Genomic DNA, 14,540 nt, shown 5'->3' with positions numbered 1-14,540 from the left:
CCACACATGGACGCCCACAGCAACAGCTTGCCAACCGGACTGGGCTTTGGAAGCATTGACCAGACGGTGTTTTTTGAAGGCAGCCCGGTCGCCACCTTCATCATCAATGCCGACCATGTGGTCACCCATATGAACAAGGCTTGCGCCACCACGCTGGGCATTGCCGCGCAAGACTACATTGGCAAAGTCGGCCTCGGCCAGGTTTTTTATGGCTACGACCGCCCGGTCATGGCCGACCTGATCGTGGACGGCGCGATGAAAGAAATCATCGACGACCTGTACCAGAACAAGTACCGCGCTTCGCTGTTGATTGCCGACGCCTACGAGGCCGAGGGTTTCTTTCCCACCCTGGGCCAAGGCGGGCGCTGGCTGTTTTTTACGGCCGCGCCGCTGCGCAACGAACATGGCAACCTGATTGGTGCGATTGAGACGCTGCAGGACATCTCGGAACGCAAGATTGCTGAAGCCGCCCTGCTGAAAGCGCAAACCGAGATTGAGCTGGTGGTAGAGCAACGCACGGCGCAGTTGGCCGAGGTCAACCAGACCCTGCGCGAGGATGTGGACCGGCGCGAGCTGGCCGAACAAAACCTGCTGAACCGCAACAACGAACTCAACGCCCTCAATGCCAAGCTGACCGAGGCGCACGAACACCTGATTCAGTCCGAAAAACTGGCATCTATTGGGCAGCTGGCGGCGGGTGTGGCGCACGAAATCAACAACCCGATTGGCTACATTTTCTCCAACTTTGGCACGCTAGAGAAATACCTGGCGGACCTGTTTCACATGCTGGAGGTGTATGCCGAGTGGGAGCAAAAAACCAGCGACAAGGCCATGCAGGCCCATCTGAAAGAGGCACGTGACAGCATTGAGCTGGACTTTTTGCAGGAGGACATTCCGGTCCTCATGAAAGAGTCACGCGAGGGCATTGTGCGGGTGCGCGAAATCGTGCAAGACCTGAAAGACTTCTCGCACGTGGACAAGACCCTGGACTGGCAGTTTGCCAACCTGAACCAGGGCATAGAAACCACGCTGAACGTGGTGAACAACGAAGTGAAATACAAGGCCGATGTAGTGCGCGAACTGGGCAGCCTGCCCGATGTGCAGTGCATGCCCTCACAGATCAACCAGGTGGTGCTCAATCTGATTGTCAATGCCGCCCACGCTATGGGGCCGGAGCGCGGCGTCATCACCTTGCGCTCTGGCCGCCTGGAGGACAGCGTGTGGTTTGAGGTGGCCGATACGGGCAGCGGTATTCCCAAAGACGTGTTGCCCAAAATTTTTGACCCTTTCTACACCACCAAACCGATTGGCAAAGGCACCGGGCTGGGCCTGTCACTGTCGTATGGCATTGTGCAAAAACACAATGGCAACATTGAGGTGCAAACCGAGATCGGCAAGGGCACCACCTTTCGCGTCACGCTTCCTTTGCTGCAGCCCCAAACCCCTGAATCTGGCGACCGACTATGACCCTTGAAACGCCCGACCTGGGCCACAAAGAAACGATGGCCGCGTTCAGCATCCTGTGCGTGGACGATGAACCCAACATCCTCTCGGCGCTGCGGCGCCTGTTTCGCGGGCAAGGCTTCAAGGTCCACATTGCAGAGAGCGGCAAGGCCGGGCTGGAGGTGCTGGCCAGCCAGCAGATCGACCTGGTCATCTCGGACATGCGCATGCCAGAGATGGACGGCGCCCAGTTTTTGGAGCAGGTGAAACTGCGCTGGCCCGGCACGGTGCGCCTGCTGCTCACCGGCTACGCCGACATCAGCTCCACCATAGGCGCCATCAACCGCGGCGAGATTTACCGCTACATCACCAAACCCTGGGACGACACAGACATCAGCCTCATCGTGCGCCAGGCCCTGGAGCGACAGGCCCTGGCGCTGGAGAAGGCCCGGCTGGAGACCCTGACGCAGCAGCAGAACGAAGCGCTGCAAGTGTTGAACGCGTCGCTGGAAGCCAAAGTCTCGGAGCGTACGGCGGAGCTCAAGGTTGCCAACGACAGGCTCAAAGACAGCTTCATCACTTCCATCAAGGTGTTTTCCACCCTCATAGAAATGCGCGGTGGCAACCTGGCGGGCCACTCTCGCCGCGTGGCTGACCTGTGCCGCAAAATTGCACAAAAACTGGGGCAGGACAGCAAGCAGGTGCAAGAAATTTTTGTGGCGGGCCTGCTGCACGAAATTGGCAAGGTCGGCTTTGCCGACGAACTGCTCAACACGCCCGTGGCCATGATGACGCCCGAGCAGTTGGAGGCCTACCGCAAACACTCGCTGCACGCCGAGCAGTTGCTCATGCCGCTGCAGGATTTGCAGAAATCGTCCGAATACATCTGCGCCCAGTTCGAGCGTTTTGATGGCTCCGGCTTCCCAGGCCACTTGGCCGGCGAAGACATTCCTCTGGGCGCGCGCATCCTCGTTCTGGCGAGTGACTACGACAACATGCAGATCGGCACCCTGACCCAGCGGCGCCTGACCCCGGAAGAGTCCAAGATCATCATCATCCACGGCAGCGGCAAACGCTACGACCCACGCGTGGTGGAGGCCTTCAAGGAAATCCTCTGGCCCACCGTGCCCAAACCCGAGCCCGAAAAATCGCCCTATGACGAACTGGCCGCCCTGTCCCCCGCGCTCATATCCGGCATGGTGCTCGCCCGCGACCTGATCACCCCCAACGGGCTGCTCATGCTGTCCGCCAAACACGTGCTGGACCAGCGCCTGATCGACAAAATTGTGGACTACGAGCGCTCCACCGGCATGGAGCTCACCGCCTACATCCGGGTGCCCAAGGGTTACGTCCCACCCCCGGTGAAAATTCCAACCGGCGATGACGCGACGGCGATTTGAGGCCAAACGCCTCAACTGCACGCCGCCTCATTTTCAAGCAAAAAGTGGCTCTAGCACCCGTGGTTATTGCGCAAGCAGCTTCTCTTTTGATAGCATTTTTTGTAGGCAGTAACTCCGCACACAATGCGCTGATTGTTTGACACTGATGCGTCATCGGCAGAACTCGGCCCCAAGCGGAAGTCGGTGGCTTCAGATTCAACGCCGGATAACCGACGTTCAAAATGTGTGAGCTAGGCGGGTAGGATGGACAGCCGGTATGCGGCGGAAGCAGTCGTTCAGAATTTCACCCGAATGGGGGATATTCAGGTCCTGATTGAGTTGCCAAAATCGGGGTTAGCAGACTGCGGGGTTTGTCGCTATTTTTATGAGAGCAGCCTGCGCAGGCTGGATATGGGTAAATGCCAATTTTGATAGACCACACTCCCAATTTGTCCCGCAGTGCTTTGCGGTACAAATTGCGTTGGGCGTCATGAATCTTGTCCTGTGTCTCGCCGTCCTGGAATCCACTCCTGAAATCCCCATCACGGAGGAGCAGTTCCATGCGGCGCGGAAATCACGTACCGCTCTGAACGCCGCCTTTGCGCTCGAAGAGACCTACGATTTATTGCTTGCCAACTTCCTAGAACTTGAGCAGGACGCGCTATGCGCCGCAGCATCGTCTGTCGTAAGAGAAATTCATTCGTATGAAGATCTCTTTGAAGTGCGCTCCAACTCCAATCGAAGGGTCGTTAATCTCCTCAGCGCTGCGCGCCTGTATCTTGATCACGCCCCGCAGCATCTTGCCGATTGCGCTCACGATGCTGAGGTTTCACGAAAACTCTTTAAGCAGGCAACTGCCGAGCAATACGATGCTCAGTTCTCGTACAGATTCATGGAAGCCCTTCGCAATCATGTTCAGCACTCCGGCCTAGCTGTTCACGTAGTACGACACGCCTCCCGATGGACCGGAGTAGAACCCGCGACCGTTCTCGAAACACGGCTTGAACTCGTGACAGAGAAGAAGTTTCTGCAGGAAGATTCCCAGTTCCACAAGAAAACCTTGGCCGAAATGCCCAAGGACGTCGAAATCATCCAAGCCTCGCGGGAGTACCTACAAGGCTTAGGTCAAGTTCATACTCAAGTTCGGGGTCTTCTCGATCAAGTCGTACCGGAAGCACGACAAACGCTCCAGCAACTAATTGACACCTATGCCGCATTGAATAGTGGCCGCACTCTTGGGCTCTCTGTTGTGCAGATCGACGGAGAAGAGCGAAAGCCTATCTTGCCGATCTTTCTGAACTGGGACGATGTCAGGCTAAAGCTCAGAACGCGCAACAGTACCCTTATAAATTTGGGTCGTAGAGTTGCAACAGGTCGTCTAGGCTTGCCAACGAACCGGCAATGACGCCCCTCATGTCAAACGTTAAACCGCAAGGTATGCGCTTCCGCATCTCATCTATCCAGGACAGTGGCCTAGCCGAGGAATTCAACGATGCCCGCCTGTTCCTGGAGGACTGGCTGAATCACGCCATTGGGGACAGTGACTTTGGCTGGCCGAGTGGCTGCACCATGATTGTTGTCTTCTCGACTTCGAGTCTCCCAAAGGCTCCAGCGGCGAGTCGCCTAACCGACGTGAATGGAAGCAATCCTACGCTTGCCTTGCACGTGGTCATCGATCCGGATTTACTCAAGGTGGCTGCGAAGAAGCCGTCCCTCCTCTCTCAACTAAGTTCTGCCATCATTCGTGACCTTCCGGACAAGCCATTGCGGAAGCCGAAGGGGCTGGACTACGATCGTCTACGCAATTCCCTTGTCGCCTGCATCCAGCCGTATGCGATTTGAACTTACATTCAAGCGGACCTGCGCCAACCACTCTGGCTGGTCCGCTGGATTTGACTGTTTACGACTGCTTCGGAGCGCAGTGAATGTCTGTAGTCAGTCTTTAGACGACTCGGCTCTGCGGCGGAAATTGATACTCGATGTAAAGTAACCTGCGACTCAGACCATCTACTCATTCATTTGCATCGCATGCACGCTCTCCGCACCGTTCGAATCGTCATCTTTGGCTTGATCTTCCTTACAGTCTTTGCAGCATATGGACTTGAACCGCAGCGTGCTGCAGAGGATGTGAGCCAGCCTACCCAGCAGCATATTGCTTCTACGAACGCAGATCCTGCGTGGAAGCCCTCTCCTGAGCAGCAGGCTTTTGTACTGGCGGCGACAAGGGCCTACTTTGCGGCGCGCGATTCCAATAGAGTCGATGATGCTTATGCATTTCTCTCGCCGCGACAGAAGCAGTACGTTCAGCAAAGTACATTCCAAAAACTTTTGGAGGATTTCAACGCCAAGTCTGGCCCGGTTCAGTCTAGGCGCTTGCGCTCAGTCACTTGGTACAAGGACACACCGCAAGCTGGGCCAGGGCTCTACGTTGCGGTTGACTATTCCAGCGACTTCACTAATCTCGCGCTTCACTGCGGCTATGTTGTCTGGCAAGAACAGCCCGACGGGCAGTTTCTGCAAGTACGAGAGGAAGTCAATGTCGTTGACAAGGCCACAATGGCGAAACTAAAACCCGGCGACCTTGAGAAAGTTCGAGCGCACTTTCGCTGTTAGTTCCTGCTGTATAGAACCCAAATTGAAAGACCGCTTTAGAGCGCGATGTATGACTGGTTTCAGTCTGTAGACGCCTCGCCTATGCGGCGGAAGCGGACGTTCACAGAATCATACGAACGAGGGGATATGACCACAGAAAAAACACATGCTGACGGCTCCGTATGCCCAGAGGGCACGAAAAGATTACCTCGTTCATTCAAAGCATGTTGCGCTGATTTTGAACGACATACGAGCGCTTGTTACTTCGACGTCCGATATGAGTGGTGGACGAAGAGCAAAGGCTGGTTCATTCCCATTGCACCAAATGCTGGCGGTGGGGGTATCGAAATCAGATATTGTCCGCATTGCGGTGCAAACTTAGCCAAGTAGCGACCGCAATCAGTCTGGAGACGCCTTGGCACAGGAGCGGAAACGGTTTTTACGATGACAGACCCAAGTGGCGATAGTTTTGTTTCTGCACTTGTTGAAATCAAAAGGTATTCCAGAGTATGCGCAGCCTCGAAAGCACTGAATACAGAGAAGTATGGGACGCGTTTTACGAAGCGTTCAAATTTCATCCCTCTGTTAATGGCCCATTTCCTGCCATCGTGGAGCCATTGCATTCAATCACTTTTCGCCTTCGTGATCAGTACAAAGACTCCGATCTTGATGAGCTGAGAGATGTCGTCTTCCATGCATTTTCGATAGCGATTGGCCCTTTTGAGGAGATTTACTACCTTGACTGGCAGCATGAATGCTTCGGTATCAAAATCGATGCAACGTCTTTTGCGGTGAATGGCTATCCCGATGGAGATTACGCAATATTTTTAGAAAAAAGTATGCAAAGCGGAACTTTCGGTCACCCCTGGGAAGGCAGTATTTGCTTCTTTGGAGACGTGTTTGTTAATGAAATTCTGAAAAAGCGGCCATCAATCCTTGGCGATGCAATCCGCAATAGAGGTGGCTATGCACTTTGATGCGTTTTGGTGCGATGCGAAAGTCGGCTATCAGTCTGTAGGGGCCTCGGCTACGAGGTGGAAGCAGACACTAGCAATCCTTCGACCTGCAGCGATTGACTAGACTGCGGCTCGAAAACTATTTGAGACCAGTATGTTGAAACGCTTTTGGTTTTCCACCCGCCCTGGTCTAGGGTACGGTGTCACGGCAATATCGAGAGCACAGGCGGAGAGTCTTTTGAACTCGCTTGGCTACCCTCGCGCAAACGAGATGATTGTTAGCGTTACTGAAGATATTGCGGTAACAGACTTGGACCAAAATCATGTTCTTCCCAATGCAGGACCACTAGTCACATTTGGTGTTTGGTTTCCAAATCACAACTTGGGAGACACGGTTGTTGGGTATCACAGCAATGTCGGCTAACAGTCTACAGAGGCTTGGAATTCGCGGCGGAAGCGGATTTCCAAGAATGTGAATCGGTACCCAACCAATCGCGTCACACCTCTACATCACCTTCTTGACCACCCAAGCCGCCACAAGGGCCAGGCCCAGCAGCCATTGAAGCCACCAGGCAGCGTTGCAAGCTTGCGCGAAACCGGCCACCAAAGCCGCTTTGTTGCGGGCGAACAGCCCCAGAACCAGGGTGACGCAGAACGCGATTGCCCAAGCAAACCAGGCAACCCCCAAGCCCATGCACCCGAAGCTCTCGCACTGCAGGCGCCAAATGGCGACGGCAGTCGCGAACAAGGCGAGGACCGCAATCACGTAAAGACTGACAAGTGTTTTAGCCATGGCAACAGCCTAACGCAAAAAGCGTAACCGCTATCCCACGGCACCGGTACCAGCCCCTGGGCAAGGCGCCACCCAGCGCCGCTCAGCTTCGAGTTTTTAAGCCAAATCGGCCTCTAGCATCCACAGTTATTGCGCGAGCAGCTTCTCTTTTGATAGCAACCTGTGGTTTTACTCCACGTTGATTCCGGTGAAGGCTGCGGTCTTGCGGAAGACAACCTCCCCCGTCGCGACCAGCACCACCCGGATTTCCCGGCCATACGGAATGGTGACGCTTTTGGCCGCCACTACGGTCGCCAGCCCGCGGTCATGCACCAGCACGTAGTGGGAGCCCGCCGGGGGCAACAGCGGCCCGACCATGATGTCCGAACTTTCGATGCGATAACTCGATCTGTCCATTCAAACCTCCTCGCCAGCCCAAAATTTGGGGGAAATTGATGGTGCGCAGCCTGTGTGACCACGCCGTGTCAATCACCGGCCCAAGGCCACAAACAAATTGATCGAAAAACCTGTTTGATAGTGGGCAGCTACCGGATGCCCTCTCTAGTGCCTATGGCGGCAAGGGTCACAAACCTGCAGGCCCAACCGTTGGCGCGTTGTCTTGCACAAACTTGGCAAACGCCCGTGCCACCGCGCCCAGCTGCGGGCGCGGCAGGGTCAGCAGCTGCACGGCATTGCCCTGGCGGATGTTGAGGCTCCATTCGGGCAACAGCTCGACCAGCCGGCCGGCGGCCACGGCGTCTTGCACGCAGTAGCTGGGCGCCAGCACCACGCCCATGCCGCCTTCGGCCAGGCGCACCAGCACAGCCAGGTCATCACTCTGCGCCGCAGCGGGCGCACGCGCGCAGATGACGGCGTCGCTGCCGTCGCGGCGCACCCAGTGCATCTCGGGGTTGGCCGACACCGGGCCCAGCAATAGCAGCGGCGCGGGCGCCAGCTCATTCGGGTGCTGCATGGGCCCCCACTGCCCCGGCGCGCACCAGGCCCCCACATGAAACTGCAGGTAGGGCCGGGCCACCCAGTCAGGCGGCGGTTTGCTAGTCACGCGAAAAGCGATGTCCACCCCCTCGCGCAGCAGGTCCACCCGCCGGTCCGAGATGATCAGGTCGTAGTTCACCTCGGGGTGCAGCTCGCGAAACTTCAGCAGCAACGGCGGCAGCACCGTGGTGCCAAAACTGGGCAGCGAGGTAATACGCAGACTGCCGGCCAGGCCTGCGCGCACGGACGTCAAGGTGCCGCGCGCCTGCTCGGCCGCGTCCAGCACGGCCATGGCATGTGGCAGCAGGCGCCGGCCGGTGGCTGTCAACGCCAGCGAACGCGTGGTGCGCAAAAATAGCGTCTGCCCGGTGCGCTGCTCCATATACGCAATGCGCCGGCTTACGGCAGCGCGGGTCTGCCCCACCTGCTGCGCTGCCAATGAAAAACTGCCGGCGCGGGCCACGCGGGCGAACAGCTCCAGGGCGTCGGCATCCAGTGCGGGTGCCCGCTGGGCAATGCGAGGGGGTGGTTTCTTTGGTTCCATAACGTTGACAGAGTGCATGCAGTGCGCCGTCTAGTCAAGCACCGCCAAACCGGGGACGATGGCACCATGACCTCCACCAACACCCAAGACATCGTGTCGCGCTGGCTGCCCACGGCCAACATGACACCCGCCATGCAGCACCTGACGCAGGCCTTTGAAGCCCCGCCGGGCCAGCGCCATACCGAGTTGGACCTGTGCCTCACCACGCAGGACGGCACGCAGCTGTGGGCCACGGTGTTTGAGCCCCACACACCTGCGCGGGCCGTGGCGCTGATGGCGCCGGCCACCGCCGTGCCGCGCCACTACTACCGCGCCTTTGCCCGCTGGTTGTGTACCCGGGGGTACGCCGTCATCACGCTGGACTACCGCGGCATTGGCGAATCACGCCTGGCCGCGCAGCCGGCCCACAGCATCAGCATGCGCGACTGGATGCAGCAGGACCTGCAGGCCGCACTTGCCGCCGTACAGCACCGGGCGCAGGCAGGCACCGGCACTCCGCTGGCCACGCTGTGGGTGGGCCATTCGCTGGGTGGCCACGCGCTGGCGCAATGCCAGGGCTTGGAGACCATTGACGCGGCGATTGGTGTGGCGGCGCAGCTGCCGTTTTGGCGCCTGTGGCCACGCTGGCACCAGCGCCTGGGTGCCCTGTTCTTCTTCGGCTTCTGGCTGCCGCTGTGCGTGCGCCTGTTGGGCGGCCTGCCGGGCTGGGCCATAGGCGGGGGTGAAGACCTGCCAGCCGCAGCCGCACGAGACTGGAGCCGCTGGGGCCTGATGCCGGGCTACTTCACCAGCGACCCGACGGTGGAGGTGACCGCGCACCGCTGGACCGGCACCGCCCACCTGTGGGCCATCAGCGATGACAAGGTGTTTGGCCCGCGCCGTGTGGTGGAGGCACTGCAGCAGGCCTTTGCTGCTGCGCCGGGCGTGGCGGAGCTGCGGCATGTGACGCCCGTCGACCTGGGCGTGCCAAGCATTGGCCACTTCGGCCCCTTCCGCCGGCAGATTGGCGAACGCCTGTGGCCGCGGCTGCTGGACGACATCGAAGCGGCGGTACCGCAACTCAAAGGCTAAGGCGTACCGGCCTTAAACCCACCAACGACACCCCGGGTATGGAGTGCCCCTGCTGCCTGCAATCGCCCGGTCCGGCTGGCTCTCTGGCGGGTAGCCAAAGAGTGCAAGGCAGCAGAGTGGGTGAAGCGATTAGACGGTGCGCCCATCCATCTGTCCAATATGCATTTCATATGCAAGCATCTTGAATCCAGATAGATAGGCTACGATGGCGACCTACTCTACCCCCACCCTATGGAACTGCGCCAACTCCGCTACTTTCTTGCCATTGCCGACAGCGGATCGTTTTCCAAGGCGGCAGAGCGGGTGTTTATTGCCCAGTCGGCCCTGAGCCACCAGGTGGCCCAGTTGGAGGACGAGCTGGGCACGCCCCTGTTCCACCGCTCGCGCCGTGGCGTGGAGCTGACCGAGGCGGGCAGCCGGTTTTTTCCGCACGCGGTGTCCATCCTGCGCCAGGCGGATGAAGCGATTGCCAGCGCACGCAGCGACAGCGTGGCGCCCAGTGGCAAGGTGGTATTTGGCATTCCGCACAGCGTGTCTCACGCGCTGGCCTTGCCGCTGCTGCGGGCGGTGCGCCAGCAGTTGCCCCAGGTGCAGCTGGAGCTGACCGAAGAACTGACCGGCAACCTGAGCAAACAGCTGCGCACCGGCCAGATCCAGCTGGCGGTGCTGTTTGACGACGGGCAACTGTCAGAGTTTGCGAACACATCGCTGCTCCGTGAGCAGCTGTATTTGATCGAGCCCGCGCAAGACGGCAAGAAGCGCAAATCCAGCATCTCGCTCAAACAAGCGCTGGCCCTGCCGCTAACCCTGCCGGCCAGCCCCCACGGCGTGCGCCCCACGATTGACCACGCGGCCGCACGCGCCGGCCTGGCACCGCCGCAGGTGGAGGCCGACATCAGCTCCATCAGCATCCTGCGCACCACCCTGCTAGCCGGGCTGGGGCGCACGCTGCTGCCGCTGATGCCGTTTCAGCACGAGATAGAGACCGGCCTGCTGCACGCCACCAAGGTGGGTAGCCCGCCGCTCACGCGCACGCTGGCCCTGTGTGCCTCGGGCCATATTCCGGGGTCGGTGGCGTCCAAGGCGGTGGAGCGCCTTACCCATGCGCTGGTGCGCGAGCTGTGCAGCACGGGCCAATGGCAAGGCGCCAGCCTGCTGCGCTGAAATACAAGCCTTTTAGTGCCCTAGCCCCCGTAGGTATTGCGCAAGCAGCTATCAAATAAATAGCAAATAAACCAATGGTGAATCAGGCGCCATAGCCGTACAACCAGGGTAAGTCCAGTAGCCGCGCACCCAGCAGCCGCAGCGAAGCATCGCGCCCCACGCGCAGTGGGCCACGCAAATGAAATATCTGGCCGTTGCGCAGCGCACGCGCCTGCACGCGCGCATTGCGCTGCCAGCGCTGCTGCGCGTAGTGCGCCAGCGCCGCTGGCACATCGGCCGGCTGGGCCTGCAACGAGGCCACCAACTGCTGCGCATCCTCGATCGCCATGCCAGCGCCCTGCGCCAGGTAGGGCCGCATGGGGTGGGCTGCATCCCCCAGCAGGGCAATACGCCGCTGGGCATGTTCGGCAGCGCTGGCCAGGGGCGGCCGGTCGTACAGCGGCCACAGGCGCCATTCATCAATCGCGTGGATCAGGTCCAACAGCGGGGCCTGGGCATTGGCCAGGCGCGCGCGCAGCTCGGCCGCGTTGGCGCTGTGGTCCCAGGACTGCGGGTCGCCCGCGGCATGGCCTTGCACAATCGCCACCACGTTGAGCCATTCGCCACCGCGCACCGGGTACTGCACCGCGTGGAATTTGGGGCCCAGCCAGGCGGTGACCACCTGGCTGCGCAGCATGGCCGGCAAGGCGTCTTGGCGCACCAGGGCTCTGAAGGCCAGGTGGCCAGTGGCGCGCGGTGGGCTGTGCGGTAACAGGTGCTGGCGCACCTGGCTCCACAGGCCGTCGGCCCCTACCAGCAGGGGGGTGTGCAGCGTCTGCCCTGCCGCTGTCTGCAGGTGCACCGCCTCTGCATCCTGCTGCACCTGGGTCAGCGTGGTGGCCAGCTGCAGGTCCACCGGGTGCGTTTGCACCGCCTGGAGCAACAAGGTGTGCAGATCAGCCCGCGCAAGGGTGGCGTAGGCCACGCCGTAGCGGGCTACGGTCTGCGCGCCCAGCGGCAGCACGCCCAGCGTTTCGGCGCTCAACGCGTTGCGCACCTCAAGTTGGGCCGGAAACGCGGCCACACGGCGCAGCGCGTCGCCCAGGCCCCAGCCCTGCAACACACGCACCACATTGGGCCCCAACTGAATGCCCGCGCCCACCTCGCCAAAGGCGGGGGCCTGCTCCAGCAGCCGCACCGGCAGGCCCGCACGTGCGGCGGCCAGGGCGGTCGCCAAACCGCCAATCCCGCCGCCCGCTATCACCATCGATGTGTCCATGTCCGCCATTGTCCATGCCGTATGGGCGCTGCGGTTTGACCTTGCGCAGCTACACTGCTTGTGACCTCGTTTTTCTGTGCCCAGACCATGACTGCTTCCACCGACTTTGAACTGCTGTTTGACTCCGCCCCCATCTCCTTGTGGCTGGAGGACTACAGCGCCCTAAAGGACTTGTTTGACCAGTGGCGTGCCCAGGGCGTGACGGACCTGGAAGCCCATTTACGCGCCGACCCGGCGCGTGCCGCCCAGTGCTCGCAGTGCTACCAGGTACTGCGGGTGAACCAGCAAACCCTGCGTCTGTTTGCCGCCAGCAGCCAGGAGGAGCTGATTGCCCGCCTGCCAGAGGTGTTTCGCGGTGACATGTTCGAGCGCATGGTGAGCGAGCTGTGCCAGATGTGGAACGGTGCGCTGGAGTTTTCCAGCCAGAGCGTGAACTACACACTGGACGGGCGGCGCCTGGATGTGCAGATCCACGTGCGTATCTTGCAGGGCCACGAGGACCGCTGGGACCGCGTGATGGTCTCGCTGCAAGACATGACCACGCACACCCAGGCACGCCAGCTGCTGGAACGCAGCGAGCAACATGCGCGCAACCTGTTTGACCTGTCGCCCGTGTCGCTGTGGGTGGAAGATTTCAGCGGTGTGAAGCGGCTGATGGACGATGTGCGCTACTCGGGCGTGCAGGACTTTCGGGTGTTTTTGAGCGTACACCCCGAGTTTGTGGGCCGCTGCATGGAGCAGATCCGCGTGCTGGAGGTGAACCAACACACGCTGGACATGTTTGCCGCCACCAACCGCGGCGACCTGCTGAGCAAGCTGGACCTGGTGTTCAAGGGCGAGATGAGTGTGTCGTTTGCAGACCAGCTGCTGGACCTGTGGAACGGCAAAACCATGCAGACGCGCGAGGTGGTGAACTACTCGCTCAGCGGCGAGCTGATCAACATCCACATGCAGTTTGCCGTGATGCCGGGCCACGAGGCCGACTGGGACATGGTGCTGGTCTCGCTGGTGGACATCACCGCGCGCAAAAAGGCCGAGGCCTACCTGGAGTACCTGGGCAAGCACGATGCACTCACGCGCCTGCGCAACCGGGCCTTCTATGTGGAGGAGCTCAACCGCATCTCACGCAAGGGCCCCTGGCCGCTGAGCATCGTGGCCATGGACCTGAATGGCCTGAAGGCTGTGAACGACACCCAGGGCCATGCCGCTGGCGATGCCATGCTGCGCCGTGCCGGCGAGGTGCTGGCCAAGGCCGCGGGCGACCAGCAACCCCTGTGCATGGCGCGCATTGGCGGTGACGAGTTTGTGGCGCTGATGCCGGGCAGCGACGAGCGTGCAGCGCTGGGCCTGCGCGAGCGCATCGAGTCCATCCTGGAGCTCAACAACCAGTTCTACCCCGGGCAAAAACTCAGCCTGGCGATTGGCATTGCGTCTTGCCACAGCGCGGCGGAGGTGGAGTCCACCATCCACGCGGCCGACCAGGCCATGTTTGAAGCCAAGACGCGTTACTACGAACTGGCCCAGCTAGAGCGCCGCCGCAACTGAGACACCCTGCTGCAAAAAGGGGTTTGACTCTACAGTGGCTTCAGGGTTTCCAATGCAGTATCTAAAGGAACACACATGAGCCAACACTGCTGCGAACACGAAACCCCGGCCGTCGACACCCTGCAAAACCCCGCGCGTTACCGCCGCATTCTGTGGACGGCGCTGATCATCAACGTGGCCATGTTTGGCGTGGAAATGGCGGCTGGCTGGCGCTCCGGCTCCTTGTCACTGCTGGCCGATGCGATTGACTTTGCCGGCGACGCGCTGAACTACGGCGTCTCGCTGGCCGTGTTGTCGGCCGCCCTGGCCTGGCGTGCGCGTGCGGCCTTGCTCAAGTCCGTCAGCATGATGGGCTTTGGCCTGCTGGTGCTGGGCCGCGCCGCCTGGAGCCTGTGGCAAGGCACCGTGCCCGACGCCACCACCATGGGCGTTGTGGGTTTTCTGGCACTGGCCGCCAACGTGGCCGTGGCCTGGATGCTCTACGCGTTTCGGGAAGGCGACGCCAATATGCGCAGCGTGTGGCTGTGCTCCCGCAACGACGCCATCGGCAACATCGCCGTGATGCTGGCCGCCCTGGGCGTGCTCGGCACCGGCAGCGGCTGGCCCGACCTGCTGGTGGCGGTAGGTATGGCCGCGCTGGCGCTGCAAGGCGGTTGGCAGGTGTGGCGGCAGGCGCGGGGGGAACTGGCGCAGACCGGGGGTGACCATGACCACCACGGGCATTCGCACTAGCTGGACATCTATATCAAATTGGCTGCTAGCGCCCATGGATATTGCGCAAGCAGCTTCTTTTTTTATAGCGTGATAGAAACTGAATGAG

The 14,540-nt window shown here is 60.4% G+C and carries 14 protein-coding genes; 10 read left to right on the top strand and 4 right to left on the bottom strand.

Annotation, left to right across the window (positions count from 1 at the left end):
* Positions 1-6 precede the first annotated feature (6 nt).
* The 6 genes from AC097A_RS07760 (at position 7) to AC097A_RS07735 (ending at position 6,391) form a co-directional block, all read left to right on the top strand.
* Positions 7-1,467 (top strand): ATP-binding protein, encoded by a 1,461-nt coding sequence (locus AC097A_RS07760; RefSeq protein WP_479620395.1) that lies wholly within the window; start codon positions 7-9, stop codon positions 1,465-1,467.
* Complete coding sequence (nosR, locus tag AC097A_RS07755) at positions 1,464-2,843, top strand: response regulator c-di-GMP phosphodiesterase, NosR family (protein ID WP_479620394.1); 1,380 nt, start codon at positions 1,464-1,466, stop codon at positions 2,841-2,843. The genes AC097A_RS07760 and nosR overlap by 4 nt, the downstream gene beginning before the upstream one ends.
* 469 nt (positions 2,844-3,312) lie before the next feature.
* Positions 3,313-4,227 carry a hypothetical protein gene (locus AC097A_RS07750; protein WP_479620393.1) on the top strand — a complete coding sequence of 305 codons (915 nt, stop codon included), beginning with the start codon at positions 3,313-3,315 and terminating at the stop codon, positions 4,225-4,227.
* 8 nt (positions 4,228-4,235) lie between these two features.
* Positions 4,236-4,664 carry a hypothetical protein gene (locus tag AC097A_RS07745; RefSeq protein WP_479620392.1) on the top strand — a complete coding sequence of 143 codons (429 nt, stop codon included), beginning with the start codon at positions 4,236-4,238 and terminating at the stop codon, positions 4,662-4,664.
* A 186-nt stretch (positions 4,665-4,850) separates the two neighbouring features.
* Complete coding sequence (locus AC097A_RS07740; protein ID WP_479620391.1) at positions 4,851-5,435, top strand: DUF4019 domain-containing protein; 585 nt, start codon at positions 4,851-4,853, stop codon at positions 5,433-5,435.
* Positions 5,436-5,923: 488 nt separating this feature from the next.
* Entirely contained in the window at positions 5,924-6,391 is a 468-nt protein-coding gene (locus tag AC097A_RS07735; RefSeq protein WP_479620390.1) for a DUF2716 domain-containing protein, read from the top strand.
* Positions 6,392-6,875: 484 nt separating this feature from the next.
* On the opposite strand, the gene AC097A_RS07730 is transcribed toward AC097A_RS07735, so the two are convergent.
* The 3 genes from AC097A_RS07730 to AC097A_RS07720 all read right to left on the bottom strand — a co-directional run bounded on the left by AC097A_RS07730 (position 6,876) and on the right by AC097A_RS07720 (position 8,682).
* Positions 6,876-7,163, bottom strand: a complete 288-nt coding sequence (locus AC097A_RS07730) for a hypothetical protein (RefSeq protein WP_315849779.1) — start codon at positions 7,161-7,163, stop codon at positions 6,876-6,878.
* Positions 7,164-7,331: 168 nt separating this feature from the next.
* Positions 7,332-7,559, bottom strand: a complete 228-nt coding sequence (locus AC097A_RS07725; protein ID WP_315494665.1) for a hypothetical protein — start codon at positions 7,557-7,559, stop codon at positions 7,332-7,334.
* Between the two features lie 166 nt (positions 7,560-7,725).
* A complete protein-coding gene (locus AC097A_RS07720; RefSeq protein WP_479620389.1) occupies positions 7,726-8,682 on the bottom strand; it encodes a LysR family transcriptional regulator in 957 nt (318 codons plus the stop codon).
* Positions 8,683-8,748: 66 nt separating this feature from the next.
* Between AC097A_RS07720 and AC097A_RS07715 the strand changes: the two genes are divergently transcribed.
* Positions 8,749-9,753 (top strand): alpha/beta hydrolase family protein, encoded by a 1,005-nt coding sequence (locus AC097A_RS07715; protein WP_479620388.1) that lies wholly within the window; start codon positions 8,749-8,751, stop codon positions 9,751-9,753.
* A gap of 231 nt (positions 9,754-9,984) precedes the next feature.
* Entirely contained in the window at positions 9,985-10,917 is a 933-nt protein-coding gene (locus AC097A_RS07710) for a LysR family transcriptional regulator (protein WP_479620387.1), read from the top strand.
* 82 nt (positions 10,918-10,999) lie between these two features.
* Here AC097A_RS07710 and AC097A_RS07705 read toward each other — a convergent pair whose 3' ends face one another.
* Positions 11,000-12,175, bottom strand: a complete 1,176-nt coding sequence (locus AC097A_RS07705) for an FAD-dependent monooxygenase (RefSeq protein WP_479620386.1) — start codon at positions 12,173-12,175, stop codon at positions 11,000-11,002.
* A gap of 87 nt (positions 12,176-12,262) precedes the next feature.
* On the opposite strand from AC097A_RS07705, the gene AC097A_RS07700 reads away from it, so the two are divergent.
* Positions 12,263-13,720, top strand: a complete 1,458-nt coding sequence (locus tag AC097A_RS07700; protein WP_479620385.1) for a sensor domain-containing diguanylate cyclase — start codon at positions 12,263-12,265, stop codon at positions 13,718-13,720.
* Between the two features lie 75 nt (positions 13,721-13,795).
* Positions 13,796-14,452, top strand: a complete 657-nt coding sequence (locus AC097A_RS07695) for a cation efflux transmembrane domain-containing protein (protein ID WP_479620384.1) — start codon at positions 13,796-13,798, stop codon at positions 14,450-14,452.
* The last annotated feature ends 88 nt before the right edge of the window (positions 14,453-14,540 follow it).

It is taken from the genome of Rhodoferax sp. XS2R6 (genome assembly GCF_056521365.1).
This window is presented reverse-complemented; position numbering and strand designations above follow the sequence as displayed.